General features: G+C 35.7%; 12 protein-coding genes and 1 tRNA gene. 1 reads left to right on the top strand and 12 read right to left on the bottom strand.

Annotated elements, in window-relative coordinates:
- Window positions 1-58: 58 nt before the first annotated feature.
- The 12 genes from tnpB to ACECE_RS0213770 form a co-directional block, all read right to left on the bottom strand.
- Window positions 59-376, bottom strand: a complete 318-nt coding sequence (tnpB, locus tag ACECE_RS27550) for an IS66 family insertion sequence element accessory protein TnpB (protein WP_010248216.1) — start codon at window positions 374-376, stop codon at window positions 59-61.
- On the bottom strand, window positions 370-690 hold the full coding sequence (gene tnpA, locus ACECE_RS27545; RefSeq protein ID WP_010243263.1) for an IS66 family insertion sequence element accessory protein TnpA: 321 nt from the start codon (window positions 688-690) through the stop codon (window positions 370-372). Before tnpA ends, tnpB begins: the two co-directional genes overlap by 7 nt.
- 408 nt (window positions 691-1,098) lie before the next feature.
- Window positions 1,099-1,174: transfer RNA gene (locus ACECE_RS0213815), tRNA-Val, on the bottom strand.
- A gap of 151 nt (window positions 1,175-1,325) precedes the next feature.
- Window positions 1,326-2,207 (bottom strand): YegS/Rv2252/BmrU family lipid kinase, encoded by an 882-nt coding sequence (locus ACECE_RS0213810; protein WP_026073842.1) that lies wholly within the window; start codon window positions 2,205-2,207, stop codon window positions 1,326-1,328.
- A 132-nt stretch (window positions 2,208-2,339) separates the two neighbouring features.
- Window positions 2,340-3,461, bottom strand: a complete 1,122-nt coding sequence (gene glgD, locus ACECE_RS0213805; RefSeq protein WP_010248208.1) for a glucose-1-phosphate adenylyltransferase subunit GlgD — start codon at window positions 3,459-3,461, stop codon at window positions 2,340-2,342.
- The gene (locus ACECE_RS0213800) at window positions 3,458-4,738 is read right to left on the bottom strand and encodes a glucose-1-phosphate adenylyltransferase (RefSeq protein WP_010248205.1); all 1,281 of its coding nucleotides are present in this window, start codon (window positions 4,736-4,738) and stop codon (window positions 3,458-3,460) included. Before ACECE_RS0213800 ends, glgD begins: the two co-directional genes overlap by 4 nt.
- Before the next feature lie 413 nt (window positions 4,739-5,151).
- The gene (locus ACECE_RS0213795; RefSeq protein WP_026073841.1) at window positions 5,152-6,792 is read right to left on the bottom strand and encodes a response regulator transcription factor; all 1,641 of its coding nucleotides are present in this window, start codon (window positions 6,790-6,792) and stop codon (window positions 5,152-5,154) included.
- A 305-nt stretch (window positions 6,793-7,097) separates the two neighbouring features.
- Complete coding sequence (locus tag ACECE_RS31155) at window positions 7,098-7,241, bottom strand: hypothetical protein (RefSeq protein WP_162862545.1); 144 nt, start codon at window positions 7,239-7,241, stop codon at window positions 7,098-7,100.
- A 107-nt stretch (window positions 7,242-7,348) separates the two neighbouring features.
- Complete coding sequence (locus ACECE_RS0213785) at window positions 7,349-7,948, bottom strand: carbohydrate-binding protein (RefSeq protein WP_407636658.1); 600 nt, start codon at window positions 7,946-7,948, stop codon at window positions 7,349-7,351.
- 452 nt (window positions 7,949-8,400) lie between these two features.
- On the bottom strand, window positions 8,401-9,564 hold the full coding sequence (locus ACECE_RS0213780; protein WP_010248196.1) for a class I SAM-dependent methyltransferase: 1,164 nt from the start codon (window positions 9,562-9,564) through the stop codon (window positions 8,401-8,403).
- Window positions 9,565-9,584: 20 nt separating this feature from the next.
- Window positions 9,585-10,337: a pseudouridine synthase gene (locus ACECE_RS0213775; protein ID WP_010248193.1), complete on the bottom strand. Its 753-nt coding sequence runs from the start codon at window positions 10,335-10,337 to the stop codon at window positions 9,585-9,587.
- 148 nt (window positions 10,338-10,485) lie between these two features.
- Complete coding sequence (locus ACECE_RS0213770; RefSeq protein ID WP_010248191.1) at window positions 10,486-11,859, bottom strand: RsmF rRNA methyltransferase first C-terminal domain-containing protein; 1,374 nt, start codon at window positions 11,857-11,859, stop codon at window positions 10,486-10,488.
- Between the two features lie 264 nt (window positions 11,860-12,123).
- On the opposite strand from ACECE_RS0213770, the gene ACECE_RS0213765 reads away from it, so the two are divergent.
- Window positions 12,124-14,217 (top strand): rhamnogalacturonan lyase family protein, encoded by a 2,094-nt coding sequence (locus ACECE_RS0213765; protein WP_010248189.1) that lies wholly within the window; start codon window positions 12,124-12,126, stop codon window positions 14,215-14,217.
- Window positions 14,218-14,267 lie beyond the last annotated feature (50 nt).

The raw sequence follows: 14,267 nt of genomic DNA, 5'->3' as shown, positions 1-14,267 counted from the left end.
CACCCTAATAACAGGTTTTTCGGCACTCATTTCGACAGAATAATGTGCCTTTTCTGTTCTATATTAAGTCTCTGAAAGAGCCATTCCATCTGCTGTAATGTAATCTCTTTACTTCCGACGGGCTCTTGGGCCATTGAAACTTCATTCCTTCCAAAAGCTTCTTGCTGGCAAGGATAAACCCATTTTTATCATATCTCAAAACTTTAATAGCTGTTTTTCTTTTATTGCAGAAGATGAAAGCGCAGCTGTCTGAAAATGGATCGAGTTTAAACTGTAGATTCACAATCGCCACCAATCCATCAATCTGCTTCCGAAAATCTGTGGAATTACAGGCTATGTAGATATGTTCAGCTCCCTGGGTAAATCCGCCTAACATATTGAACGCAGTGTTTTTAACACTGTTGCTAGCAACTGAAGATCAGTCTTTTCGTGTATATCCAATACAAAATTGTCATACCGTATTGTGATGGAAGCAGAACCCGGATGCCTTATCACTTCTTCTGGAATTTTCATTTCTGCCCAGCATATATCTGTTGCTGAGTTCTTTTGCTTATTGAGTCTTGTAAGCCAATATTTGTAGGTTGACAATTTTATATTATTTTTTTCACACCATTGCCTAGCAGATAAGCCACTGGCTTTACAATCTAAAATTGTCTGCTTCCATATTGTCTCGGATTTTCTTTGTGCCATTTTAAAATGCCTCCTGACTTCATGAGTTTTATATCAGAAAGCATAACAGAAGTAGTTGTTAATTACACTACGGTATGTTTTGAAGCACTTACTTGAAAACCCCATTCATTAGTGTTTCATGGTAGTCACCTTCAACTTCATTTACCAAAAACGCTATTGTGAGGCGTTTTTTCATTTACAGCCCCCCTCTTTCCTTACTATTCTGATTTATGTAATATTCTACAAATGAAATGAGATTTCCTTCTTTACATTAAAGTTGGATATTTCCTGTAAATCTGTGTTATGATCCTAATAGGAGAAATATAGAAAAGAATACTAAATGCCTGGTAAATGCTATACCAGAGTTTTAGTATTTGTCCGAATTAAAATTAAAAGTGGTGAACATTTATAAAATCACCACTCTTTTACTGGTGGGCGATGAGGGACTCGAACCCACGACTTTCACCACGTCAAGATGACACTCTACCAGCTGAGTTAATCGCCCAAAATCAAATACATCATTTGTAATGTAGATTATAATCATTTATTATTGGATTGTCAATGGAATTATAACTCTTTAAGAAAGAATATTCATTAAAAAAATGACACAAAGAAAAGTACACTTCTCTTGTGTCATTTTTTTACACTTTTAACACTTATTTTGCAAAAACTTTTAATGCTTTTTTAATAAATCTTACCTTGACTGGTAAGTTAGGTCCCTTTTCACCGTCAACACTTAAAACCATGTCCCTATCAGATGAAATTTCACAAGACTTTGCTTTTAGTGTAATTACATTTTTATTGCTAATCGATTCATTGCTTAGAACTTTAAAGAATATACTTGCCAAATCAATATGCTTACAATTCTTTACAACAGCTATATCCATAAGCCCATCGGCATAATCAGCTTCCTTAACAATATTGCTGAAGCCGGCTACATGTCTTCCGTTTATTATTACAAACATAAGGGCCTCTTCTTCAATTGTCTCTTTGTCAGTCTTTAAAGTCAATTTTACAGACTTCATATTTGCGACTTCGCTAAGGGCTTTCAGGTAGTATGCAAAGGGGCCAAAATTCTTCTTCAGCTCATTATCAGTGTTAAATGACACCTCAACAAACACTCCACCAGCACATGAACTTAAAAAATAGTTTTCCTCATTAATTAACCCCACATCAACTTTAACAGTTTTCCCTTTCAGGATAATATCAATATTTTGGTCCAAATCGGAAGGAATATTGAGTATTGCGGCAAAATCATTGCAGGTTCCTGATGGTATTATACCCAAAGGAACTTTAATACCTGATTTTAGCATAAGATTGCTTATATGGTTCAAGGTGCCGTCTCCCCCTGATGCAACAACAAACTTATAATCATTTCGTTCCAAAACAGTTTTTAGTACATTGTGATCATCATCGATAATTCTAAATGGCTGAAGCAATATACCTTTTTTTTGGAACCTGCTGATTATATGATCTAATTTTTGCTGAATACTCCTATCTCCCGATAAGGGATTGTAAACTAAAATAGCCTGATCCATCATCAACAAACCTTTCTTTCATATAAAACCAGGATAACGAATTATATTATCCAATATAATTTCACTTCCAGCCTTATTTATTGGAAATAGCATCTGTGAATAATTGGAAGCAACAATTCCTTTATCCTTTATCTAAACTGTAATGTTCTTTGCAACAATTATAGGGAACTTTGAAGTTCCTTTCAAGTTTATTCCCTTCGATAATACAACACCCTTATCAAGGATGGAATTTTCTATTGTAACGTCTTCTTCCAAAACTGTTCCCTGCATAATGATGCAGTTCTTAACATTAACACCTTTTTTGATTGTAACTCCTCTAAAAAGAACAGATCCCTCTACCTTTCCTTCAATAATACAACCATCAGCTACAATAGAGTTCGTGACTTCAGCCTCCTCATTATATTTAGCAGGTGCTTCGTCCTTAACCTTTGTATATATCTTTCCTTCACTCTCAAAAAGCTCGTTTCTAATCTCGGGCTTTAGCATTTCCATGTTTAATCTATAGTAGGCATTTATTGTACTTATATTTCTCCAATAGCCATTAAATCTATATCCGAATATTTTGAGACTTTCCAGCTTTTTAATAAGTATATCCTTAACAAAATCGTATTTCCCATGAGAAGCACATTCATCTAAAAGTTCAATGAGAAGTTCCCTTCTCAATATATATATACCCATCGAACATGTAGTTGATTTAGGTTCGTTATGCTTCTCCTGAAAATCAACGACTCTTCCGCTTTCGTCCATACTCATTACGCCAAGATGCACCAGCTCTTCCGGAGGTAAGTCAAACATATCCCTGTATGCAATTGTTATATCTGCATTCCTGTCCAAATGGTACTCAAGCATCTCATCAAAACGCATATTATAAATACAATTACCCATCGCTATTACTACATACTCTTCAAAACTACGTTTGAGAAATGTGATATTGTGGAACATAGCATCAGCACTTCCCTGATACCAGCCTGAATTTTCTCCTGTCAGAGAAGGCGGAAATATAAAAAGTCCATCATTTCTTCTGTCAAGATCCCACTCTTTTCCCGAACCAAGGTGGTCCATAAGTGAACGAAAACTATACTGAGTAAGAACCCCAACATTGGTAATTCCGGAATTGACCATATTTGACAATGCAAAATCAATCATCCTATACTTGCCTGCTACTGGAACTGCAGTGCTTGAACGCGTTTCTGCAAGTTCTTTCAGCCTGTTGTTCTTTCCTCCGGTCAAAATTATACCCATTGTACTTTTCATTCACATTCCCCCCCTTTTAAAACACTTTTTCCCGATCCAATATTCAATGAGCAGAACTCATCGCTCGTAATACCTACATCAATTACTACATTCTTGCCAATCGTGCACTCATCTGGTATAACAGCCCTGTCACCTACAACAGTTATACCTGAATCATAAATTGAAGGTTTCAATTCATTTTGTATATTTTCGCCGAATCCCATCTTAACTTTGTCTCCGACTTTAACTTTTTCTCCTAATATACACTGACTAATATATGTACCCTTTCCTACGAAAGCATCGGACATTATTATTGAGTCTTCAATAACAGCTTCCTCAGAAATAAATGCACCTGGAAAAATAACAGAATTCTTAACTTTCCCATAAATCATACATCCTTCTGAAACAATCGCCTTCTTAATACTGCCTTCCGGGCCTATATAATGTGCAGGCTTTACCGGATTCGGCGTAAATATCTTCCATGCAGGGTCAAAAAGATTAAAATCTGGAACCCTGCTTATAAGGTCCATATTAGATTCCCAAAAAGCTTGTATTGTACCCACATCACGCCAATAACCGCTGAAACTGTACGCCCACATATTCTTGCCTTCATTTAACATCATAGGAATAATATTTTTACCGAAGTCGTGGTCTGACTCCTGGTTCTGATCATCTCTTACAAGGTAATCTCTCAAGACTTCCCATGTGAATATATACACGCCCATTGAAGCAAGATTGCTTTTTGGATTCGCAGGTTTCTCCTGGAACTCATAGATTTTTCCATTATCTCGAGTATTCATTATGCCATATCTTGAAGCTTCTTCAAAAGGTACGTTAATTACTGATATTGTGGCATCTGCATTATTCGCCTTGTGGAAATCAAGCATTTTTGAATAGTCCATCTTGTATATATGGTCTCCGGATAATATAACAACATATCGCGGTGAATGCTTGTCAACATAATGAATGTTCTGGAAAACCGCATTTGCAGTCCCTTTGTACCATTCTCCCATTTCAGCTTTAAGATAGGGGGAAAGTATCGTTACACCGCCATCAATTCTATCCATATCCCAGGGCTTACCGATTCCTATATGAGCATTGAGTTCTAATGGTTGATATTGAGTAAGTACACCTACAGTATCAATATCTGAGTTTATACAATTACTTAAAGAAAAATCAATAATTCTATACTTTCCACCATAAGAAACTGCCGGTTTTGCTATATTCTTGGTCAATACACCCAATCTACTGCCCTGACCACCTGCCAACAATAAAGCAATAATCTCTTTATTCTGCATCAAATCCCCCACCTTGCTATGATTATGTTTAAATTATATATTCTATATATCGGCACTTTATCCTTTTTTAAAACAAAAAATATATACTTTTTAAATATCAAAATTATATTTTTAGCATTCCTTATTTAAACGACTAAAACAATCAACTAGAATTAGTTTGAACAAATTCTCCCTATGCCTCTTAATAAAACCACCTTAAAAGCATACAAGATTTATATAGAAGAAATGCTTCTTAACAATATGAACAACTAAACTATACAATACTAAAAAGCACTAATGCCCCGTAACATGATTCTTTTCTAGATCGTGCGGGGCACAGTTCGATCTCTTTAAAAATATATAACGTTCTTGTCTACTACGACATTATTGTATTCACAATTTATCAATAAATACATAGAATTTTTAAAAAGTTTTTATTCATTTATATCATTTGAATCACTTCTAAACAGTTTTTTATACTCAGCAGGACTGTAATCTGTGTGCTTTCGGAATAATCTGCTGAAATAACTCGACTCACGGTAACCAAGCATATCACTTACCTCGTAAGTCTTACAATTTCCTTCCTTAAGAAGCCTTTTAGCCCACTCCATTTTCACGGTAGTTACATATTCAAGAAAATTATAACCGGTTTCCTGCTTAAACAGCGAACAGAAATAATTCTTGCTAAGGCTTAATTTATCAGAAATATTTAAAAGGGTGATATCCTCATCAATATGTTGAAGAACATAATCACAAGCCTTTTTTATTATAGGATTTCCATGACCAGGCTTATACTTTTTTATTACTTCCATAATATCATTCACTATGTATATAAGATAATCCTTGATTTCTTCTTCCGACTTAAACGAGGTAAAGTCTATATCTGTAAATTTGTTGAAATCATATAATTTTTTTATATAGCTATACTGAGAATCTATATACCGGGAAATATTATAAATTAACTGATTGGTAGCAAAGGCTATTCGCTTTAATGCGCCCTGTGACCCCAAACTTATTTCGTTAAATAAGTTGTTAACTAATTGCAGAGCCTTTTCGTCAGCTGACATTATATACTCGGTCAGCAACTTTTCCCTCTCGGCAGGATATAAGATTTTCTGCTTCTCTTCAAAATCAAACTCTTTTATATGTATTACACGGTTTCCACCTAAAATATATTTATGCCGCAATGCAGCTTTCGCTCCCATATAACTCAAGCTGATTTCATTGACCTGTTGTTGGATATTCCCCACTCCAATGGTTACCCTTACGTTCATATCCAGCTTGATCTTTTCTAGCAGTTTTGAGAAAAACGAGTAGGATATTTCTTCAAATTCGTTTAATTGAATTTCATTAACTGGTTGAATAATTACACTAAGTGTTCCAATATCCATATCACCTATTACACAACTAATCCCACCAAAGCCATCAACCATTTCCAATATTCCATTTCGAACTTTTTCTGTAAGCTCATCAAACTTACCACTCTTCACCAATTCCTTTGAATTGGCATCAAAATTGCCTATTTCAACAACAGCTACCTGTACTGCACCTTTGTGGAGGTTTATTCCATACTCGCTAACAATATCGTCAAACTTTTGCAGCGGATATTCTTTTCCTCTGAAAATGTCATAGAGAAGCCGTTCTCTGAAAAGCTCAATTTTTTCCTTGATCTTTTGGCTTTTTTCTTCCTCCTGCTTCTTAACCGTCAGATCGTTAAAGACTTTTTTCATCAACTCGATAAGATTGTTCTTGTCTATAGGTTTTAAAATATAACCGAATGCTCCAAGCAAAATTCCCTGCTTAACATGCGAATAATCACTTTCATCACTTAAAAAAACGACCTGTGGCCCTTTATCATATTCCTTAATAGAGTTTAAAAGCTCTATCCCACCCATTTTAGGCATACTTATATCCGATATAACAACATCGGGATTATATTCATTAAGCTTCTGTAATGCATCTATACCATTATTTGCAATATATCCAACTTCAAACCCTAACTGGTTCCAATTTATTTGAGTTGCTAGCCATTCACAGATTAATGGGTCATCCTCAACAATCATGACGCTAAACAATGCAAGATCCTCCCTTTTGTTACGTTAAAAACAGCTTTAGCATTTTTATGAATCAATTTTATCCACGGCAATAGAAAAAATATTGCTCTAACTTAGAAATGCTCTACAAAATAGATATACATACTTTAAATATAATTAACAGGATACTCCTGCATAAACTTTACAGCATACCATAAAGTAAAATATTCATAAAATAATATTAATACGATATTAATTTCTTGTCAAATGATTTGTGAACAGGGATGAACGTACCCTATAAAACAAAAAAAGAGGTCATTTACCTCTTTTTTTCATGCTATAAATTATCAATTGACTATTTTTTTATCAGTAATATTAGGTTGCAGCGGCTTTAAATCATTTTCGTTAGTATATGCAGAGTATGCGGACAGCACTTTCTTTTCTGCTTCTGTCAGCTTAATTACTTTTTTTGATTGCAATACTTTTTCCATGCAGCATTGCCCCCTTCTTCTGTTTTAAGTTAATTATACAATGCCATACGTTGAAAATAAATAGTACAAAAGGCTAATTTTTCTAGTATCAACCAATGTCATATTACCTATTTAGTAGTCTTCTTTGCCCCTGTTGACTTAGATGCAGTACTTTTCTTTGCTGCCGGGGCTTTCGCTGCAGTTGCCTTTGCTGCAGTTGCCTTTGCTGCAGCAGCCTTTGGAGCTGCAGTTGCCTTTGGAGCTGAAGCTTTCGCTACTGTAGTCTTAGCCTTTGTAACCTTTTGTTTTGTTTCTGCAGTTTCTTTAGCAGCATCAGCATTCATTGAAGTAGCTTTAACTTTTGCTGTAGTTTTCTTTTCTTCTGAAGTACTTGATTTTTCAGCTCTTTTTGCAACATTAAAGGAGTAATTTAGCTGTGAATTATTGTCCCAGTTATCTACGCCATCCTTAAATGCTACATTTAATTTGTCTGATAGATTAACTTTAATAGTTGCCTTGAATTTATCCTCCATCTTTTCCATAGGGATAAATTCTTTACCTTCCCAGTTATCGCCATAACCGATATGAGCGTATATAGAGTCCGCTCCACTTTGGGCAAGCAAACCACTATATAGTAGAGTTATTTCATCCCCAACACTGATTGTAGATTTTGAGAGTTCTACACCATTATCTTCGTACAGTTGCTTAGTTTTTGACAAAACAATCACCTCTTCGTTTAGATTTTAGTAATTTCATTTTTCCCAAAATGCTTTTAATAAATTAGTCTTTATAAGCTTATAGAACAATTCAACATCTAATTAAAATTCTATTAATGTTCTTTCCAAATATTTTTCGGATAATTTGCCAAACATTTTAATACTAAATTTAAATTTTTACAAAAAATATTTACTAAAGTCTAAATAATTCATAGTTTTTCCTGTACTTTTACCATAAAATAAAACATTTTATAAATAACTCCAAAAACATTTTATTAAAAAAAACAATAATAGTCAATCGATTTACATAAAAGAAAAACTATCTATATTAATATATGTATATTCCCATCGATTATTCAAAAAGAGATTTTAGGATAACGAAATAACAATTTTTGCTTTATTTCCACAAGGCACGTATTAGCTATATATAGGTTGTGTTAAATGCAAAAAAGACAATATTTCAGTTATTCCGAAATAAGTTTTTCCAGTGTTGGAGCTATATTTAATATTTTTTTAAGTTCCTTATATTCCTCAAGCAATCCTGAGTTGGGCTGATGAACTTTATGAGCCCTTATCATAAGATTTTTAGGCGTTTCAATTGGGGAAATATATTCAACAACCGAGACTTTAAATCCCAAAGCTTCAAGCAGCAGCGCCCTAACTCCATCGGTAATTATATCCGCCATTCTTGCTTTTAACAGCCCGTGCTTTATTATTTGCTCAAAAGGAGGATATGAGTACTGGCTTAATATTTCCTGCTGACAGCACGGTACTACAACTATCGATTTAACGTTATTGTTTACTGCCAAAGCTATTGCCTGATCTGTAGCGGTATTACAAGCATGCAGGCTTATAACCATGTGAATATCTCTATTAGCCTTATAGTTGCTTATATCCGTTACTTTAAACTCCATGTTATGATAGCCAAGGTTATCAGCTATCTTCTTTGAAGCATCAATAACAATTGGAGAATTATCCAAACCTATAAAGTGGCAGGGCTTCTTTAATACTTCTTTTATATAATAGTTTAGCACGAAAGTTAGATATGACTTTCCACACCCACAATCCAATACTGTTATTGATTCATGCTCCTTTAACAGATCATTTAGCATATCATTTATCAGCTCGACAAAACGGTCTATCTGATTATATTTGCGGATCATATCATTTTTTATTTTCCCATTAGCAGCCAGAATTCCAATCTCTCTTAGTAAATCATCTGCTTGCCCAACTTTTATATAATAATCCCTGTTTGATATTTGAGGAACATCATTGTGATTGTTTAATATTTCTTCAACCTGATTTTCCTTAGTTTTCATTTTCACATTTTTATCATCTGCTTCTATAAATATAGTTGTTCCTCTTTCTTCGTATGTAAGCAATAAACTATCATAGTTTTGAGCAAGTTTCGTCACCCGTAAACCAAGCCAGTTTTTTTCTATTATTTCTGAATTTCCACTACAATTGACCTTCAATTTTTCTCCTTGAAGAACTACATTGCCAGGAAACTCTTTTGATCCCGACTTAAATACCATATCGATTTTTTTAAAGAAATCACTGTTTTCTTCTATACGGCTTTCAAGCCCTGTTAAAAATAGTGAAAGTTTATTTAAGCTCTGTTTATTCATAATTTTCCCACCCTGGTAAATTAGTTTAAATTACTGTCATTTTCAGTTCTTACTGCATTAATAAGGCCCGTAAGCTCATTCTCTGTTAGTTCGCGACATTCACCTGTCGCAAGGGCTTCATCCAATACTAGATTGCCCATAGTAATCCTTTTTAAATACTTGACTTTCTTTCCAACAGCTTCAAACATTCTTTTAACCTGATGAAACTTTCCTTCAAATATTATAACTTCAACACTTGAAGATTCACCTTGCTCAAGAATATGTAGTTCCGCAGGAAGCGTTTTATAGCCATCATCTAAAAGTATTCCCTCTTCAAACATTTTCACATCACCTGCTGAAACTTCTCCTTCTATATAGGCAAAGTATTTTTTGGGGACATGCTTTCTCGGTGATAGAAGCTCATGTGCAAGTTGTCCGTCATTGGTCATAAGAAGGAGTCCTTCCGTATCAATGTCCAATCTTCCAACAGGAAATGGATCAAAGCACTTGTATTCCTCCGGCAAAATATCAACAACAGTCTCATGTCTATTGTCAAAAGTTGCCGATATAACTCCTGCCGGTTTGTTCATCATGACATATATAAATTGCCTGTAATTTAACACTTGGCCGGATATTTCTATCTTGCTTGTCTTAGGATCTACGTGCATTCCACTATCCTTAATAACCTCACCATCAACCTTTACTTCGCCGTTTTTCACCAGTTGCTTGATCTCTCTGCGTGTACCAAACCCAAAGTTTGATAGTATCCTGTCTACTCTTTGTGTTTCTCTCATAACTCACCCAACCTTTTAATAAAAACTCCGGGACATCGAGTCCCTCCATTTTTGCCTCTTGCATTTCACTCCAAGAGGCTAAATAAAAATTTCGGAGGGCATTTAATCCCACTCAATTTTATGACCTTTGCTTCGCAAATTCATTAAATCAATTCATCTTACGCCATCCCTTAGGGTATAGATTCTTCAGCATATCTCCAGTCTGTTTGGCCCATCCTAGAGTATATCCGTCAACTAAAACACCTATATAACCTTTTTGACTTTCAGTCATTAGAGTTTCCCCCTTTAGGTATTTTATAACTTCATTTGAATTTGAAGCAAAGCTCAACACATTCTTTAAATCACTTTTACAAAGTGATAAAATAAAGGAATGTGACGGTTCAAACCTTCCTTTTGCAGCTTCGCCTATATATCTACCAAATTTTGCAACCTTTATTCCCGAAAGATCGGGTAATTTGACAGGCAATGAGTAAAGATTGCTTCCTTTTACTATAAAATGATCCTCCAAGCTCACGCTCAAGTTATCCTTCTCAAAAATTCTGAAACTGTCAAGCACATCATTGCTGCCAGATATTACAGTTTTATCGAAACTCTCCAAAGCTTTGTAATTGCTGTCCTTCTTATGCAGCAAAGCAACAAAATGACCCTCTCCTTTTATCTTGTGAGGCCATAATCTTGCAGTCTTCTTAAGCTCAGAGTTATTATCCGACCATTGCGGACGACCATCGTCTATTCCACCTGTCTTAGGTACTTCAAAGAGTTCATAATCAGGATGGCTCTCTAGAAATGCTGCAATCATTTGCTCATTCTCTTCCGGTGAAAAGGTACAGGTTGAATAAACCAAATATCCCCCGGGCTTTAACATTCCATCTACATGACCCAGAATATCCCTCTGCATTCCTGAGCACAAATCACATTTGTATTTTCCCCAACTTTTTGCTGCATCCTCATCTTTCCGAAACATTCCTTCCCCAGAGCAGGGTGCATCAATCAGGATTTTATCAAAAAAGTGATTAAACTTCGCAGAAAGGTTTTGGGGAGAATCATTAGTAACTACAGCATTTGTAATACCACACAATTCAATATTCTTAACAAGTGCTTTGACTCTGTCAGAATTAATATCATTAGCTACCAGAAGCCCCTTGCCCTTCATACCAGCAGCTATTTGCACAGTTTTGCCTCCAGGAGCAGCGCAAAGGTCCAAAATATTTTCGCCGGGTTTTGCATCTATTACAGCTCCCGGAAGCATCGCACTAGGCTCCTGAATATAATATAGCCCTGCGTAATAGTAAGGATGTTTACCAGGATTTTCTCCTTCATTATAGTAAAAACCATCTTTCGTCCATGGAATTGGCTCAAGTTTAAAAGGAGATATTTTCAAAAACTCTTCTACACTTATTTTAAGTGTATTAACTCTTAATCCATAGAATCTCGGTAGGTCATATGACTTTATGAAATCCTCATATTCAGCAGCATCTAAAAGATTTTTAATCTTATCTAAAAATTCAACAGGTAGTTTCATATTATAGCTCCATTCTTACATAACTTCTGATATTATAACATAAATTTGTCATAATCAAGGTATACTATTGTACTATTGTGCCTCAAATTTTAAAATTTTCACGCAAGAAAAACGAAATCTATATTTTCTTAACCTATATAACACCTTTACTACAATACGATTCCAACAAATTTGTAAAGAATTCTAAAAAAGATTTAAATGTACCCCACAAAAATTCTTTTTATGCGCATTAAAATATAAGTTTAAAAAAAGGGGGAATATCTTGTGAAAAAAGTATTAATTTTTTTACTCGTGTTTGGTTTAGTCCTTAGCTTTTTACCAAACACAGGCTTTTATGCCGCAAATGGTCAGGCATCAACAAAGTATGGTGACGTCGATGCTGACACTAACGTAAATGCAATTGATTTTGCATTGATGAGAACATATCTAATTGGTGGTTCATCAGATCTTCCGGCTTCCAACTGGAAGATAGCAGCTGATGTAAATGCTGATAACGGAGTTAATTCAATTGATTTTGCATTAATTAGGAGTTACTTGCTCGGACTTATTACACAGTTTCCTGCAGGTATAACAATTCAAGGAACATCTACACCCACACCTACAAAACCACAAGAACCTACAGCTCCAACTAGCACTTCAGCACCAATAGCAGGTTCAAGGCAGATGGAGAATCTTGACAGAGGTTTAGTAGCTGTTAAAGTAAGTAATGGTGTTTTTGTAAGCTGGCGTATGCTTGGTACTGATTCCTCAGGTGTTTCATTCAATCTATACCGCAACGGAACCAAAGTAAACTCTTCACCTATTACTGGTGCTACAAATTATGTAGATGCAAGCGGAAGCACAAGCTCCTCATATACTGTAAAACCGGTAATAAACGGTCAAGAACAGTCAGCATCAAAAGAAGCTAGCGTTTGGGGACAGAATTATTTGCAAGTGCCTATTACTCCTCCAGCTAGTGGATATACAGCAGGTGACAGCAGTACCGGTGATTTGGACGGAGACGGACAGTATGATATTGTTATTAAGTGGGAGAAAAATCCACAGGATAACGCAAATTCAGGAGTTACCGATCCTGAATACCTTGAAGGATATACTTTATCAGGTAAAAAGCTTTGGACAATAAACCTTGGTAAAAATCTCCGCAGTGGTGCACATTATAACCAGTACATGGTTTACGATTTAGATGGTGATGGCAAGGCAGAAGTTGCTTGTAAGACGGCAGATGGAACTACAGATGGCAAGGGTAAGGTTATAGGTAATGCAAGTGCAAATTACGTTAACTCAAGCGGATACATATTATCAGGTCCTGAGTACCTTACTGTATTTAGCGGACCTACAGGTGAAGCACTTTCAACCGTAGACTATGTAGTTCCAAGAGGAACTGTTTCAAGTTGGGGTGACAGCTATGGTAACAGAGTAGACCGTATGAGAGCTTGTGTTGCTTATCTTGATGGACAACATCCAAGTCTTGTTATGGGACGTGGGTACTATACAAGAATGGTATTTGCAGCATGGGATTTTAGAAACGGAAAACTTGAAAAGAGATGGGTATTTGACAGCAATGACAGCGGTAATTCATCATATGCAGGACAGGGTAACCATAACCTTTCAGTAGGTGATGTTGATGGAGATGGACGTGATGAGATTATTAGTGGTATGGCTTGTATTGATGATAATGGTAAGGGTTTATGGAATACCAAATTAGGTCATGGTGATTCAATGCATTTTGGTGATCTTGATCCAAACAGACCTGGCTTGGAAGTATGGGGATGTCTTGAATCATCAGGAGGAGCAGTTTTGCTAGATGCAAAAACCGGAAATCAAATATTCAGATGGAATGCATCAGGTGATACTGGTAGAGCTTGTACAGCTGACATTGATCCAAACACTCCAGGCGAAGAAATGTGGGCTGCTGGGTCTTCATTATTTAGCTGTACTGGAAAGAACCTTGGCTCAGCTCCAAGTCAAAAGAACTTTGCGATTTGGTGGGATGGCGATGAATGCCGTGAAATCTTGGACGGTACTACAGTAACCAATCGTGATGGTAGTGGATCTGGTTTTTCAGCAAGTGGATGTTCGGCAAACAATGGTACCAAATCTGTTCCATGTTTGCAGGCAGATATATTAGGAGACTGGAGAGAAGAAGTAATCTGGAGAACAAGTGATAGTAGAGCTTTGCGTATTTATACAACTACAGCTACTACAGAACGTAAAATCTATACTTTAATGCACGATCCGGTTTACAGACTTGGTGTAGCTTGGCAGAACGTAGCATATAATCAACCTCCTCATACCGGATTCTTTATAGGTAGTGGAATGAATACACCTCCAACACCTAAGATATATCTAGCACCTTAATAAAAATAAACTATTAAAAACAGTCCACACCAAAAAAGTGTGGACTGTTT

Origin of the sequence: Acetivibrio cellulolyticus CD2 (assembly GCF_000179595.2) — a bacterium.
GTDB lineage: Bacteria > Bacillota > Clostridia > Acetivibrionales > Acetivibrionaceae > Acetivibrio > Acetivibrio cellulolyticus.
This window is presented reverse-complemented; position numbering and strand designations above follow the sequence as displayed.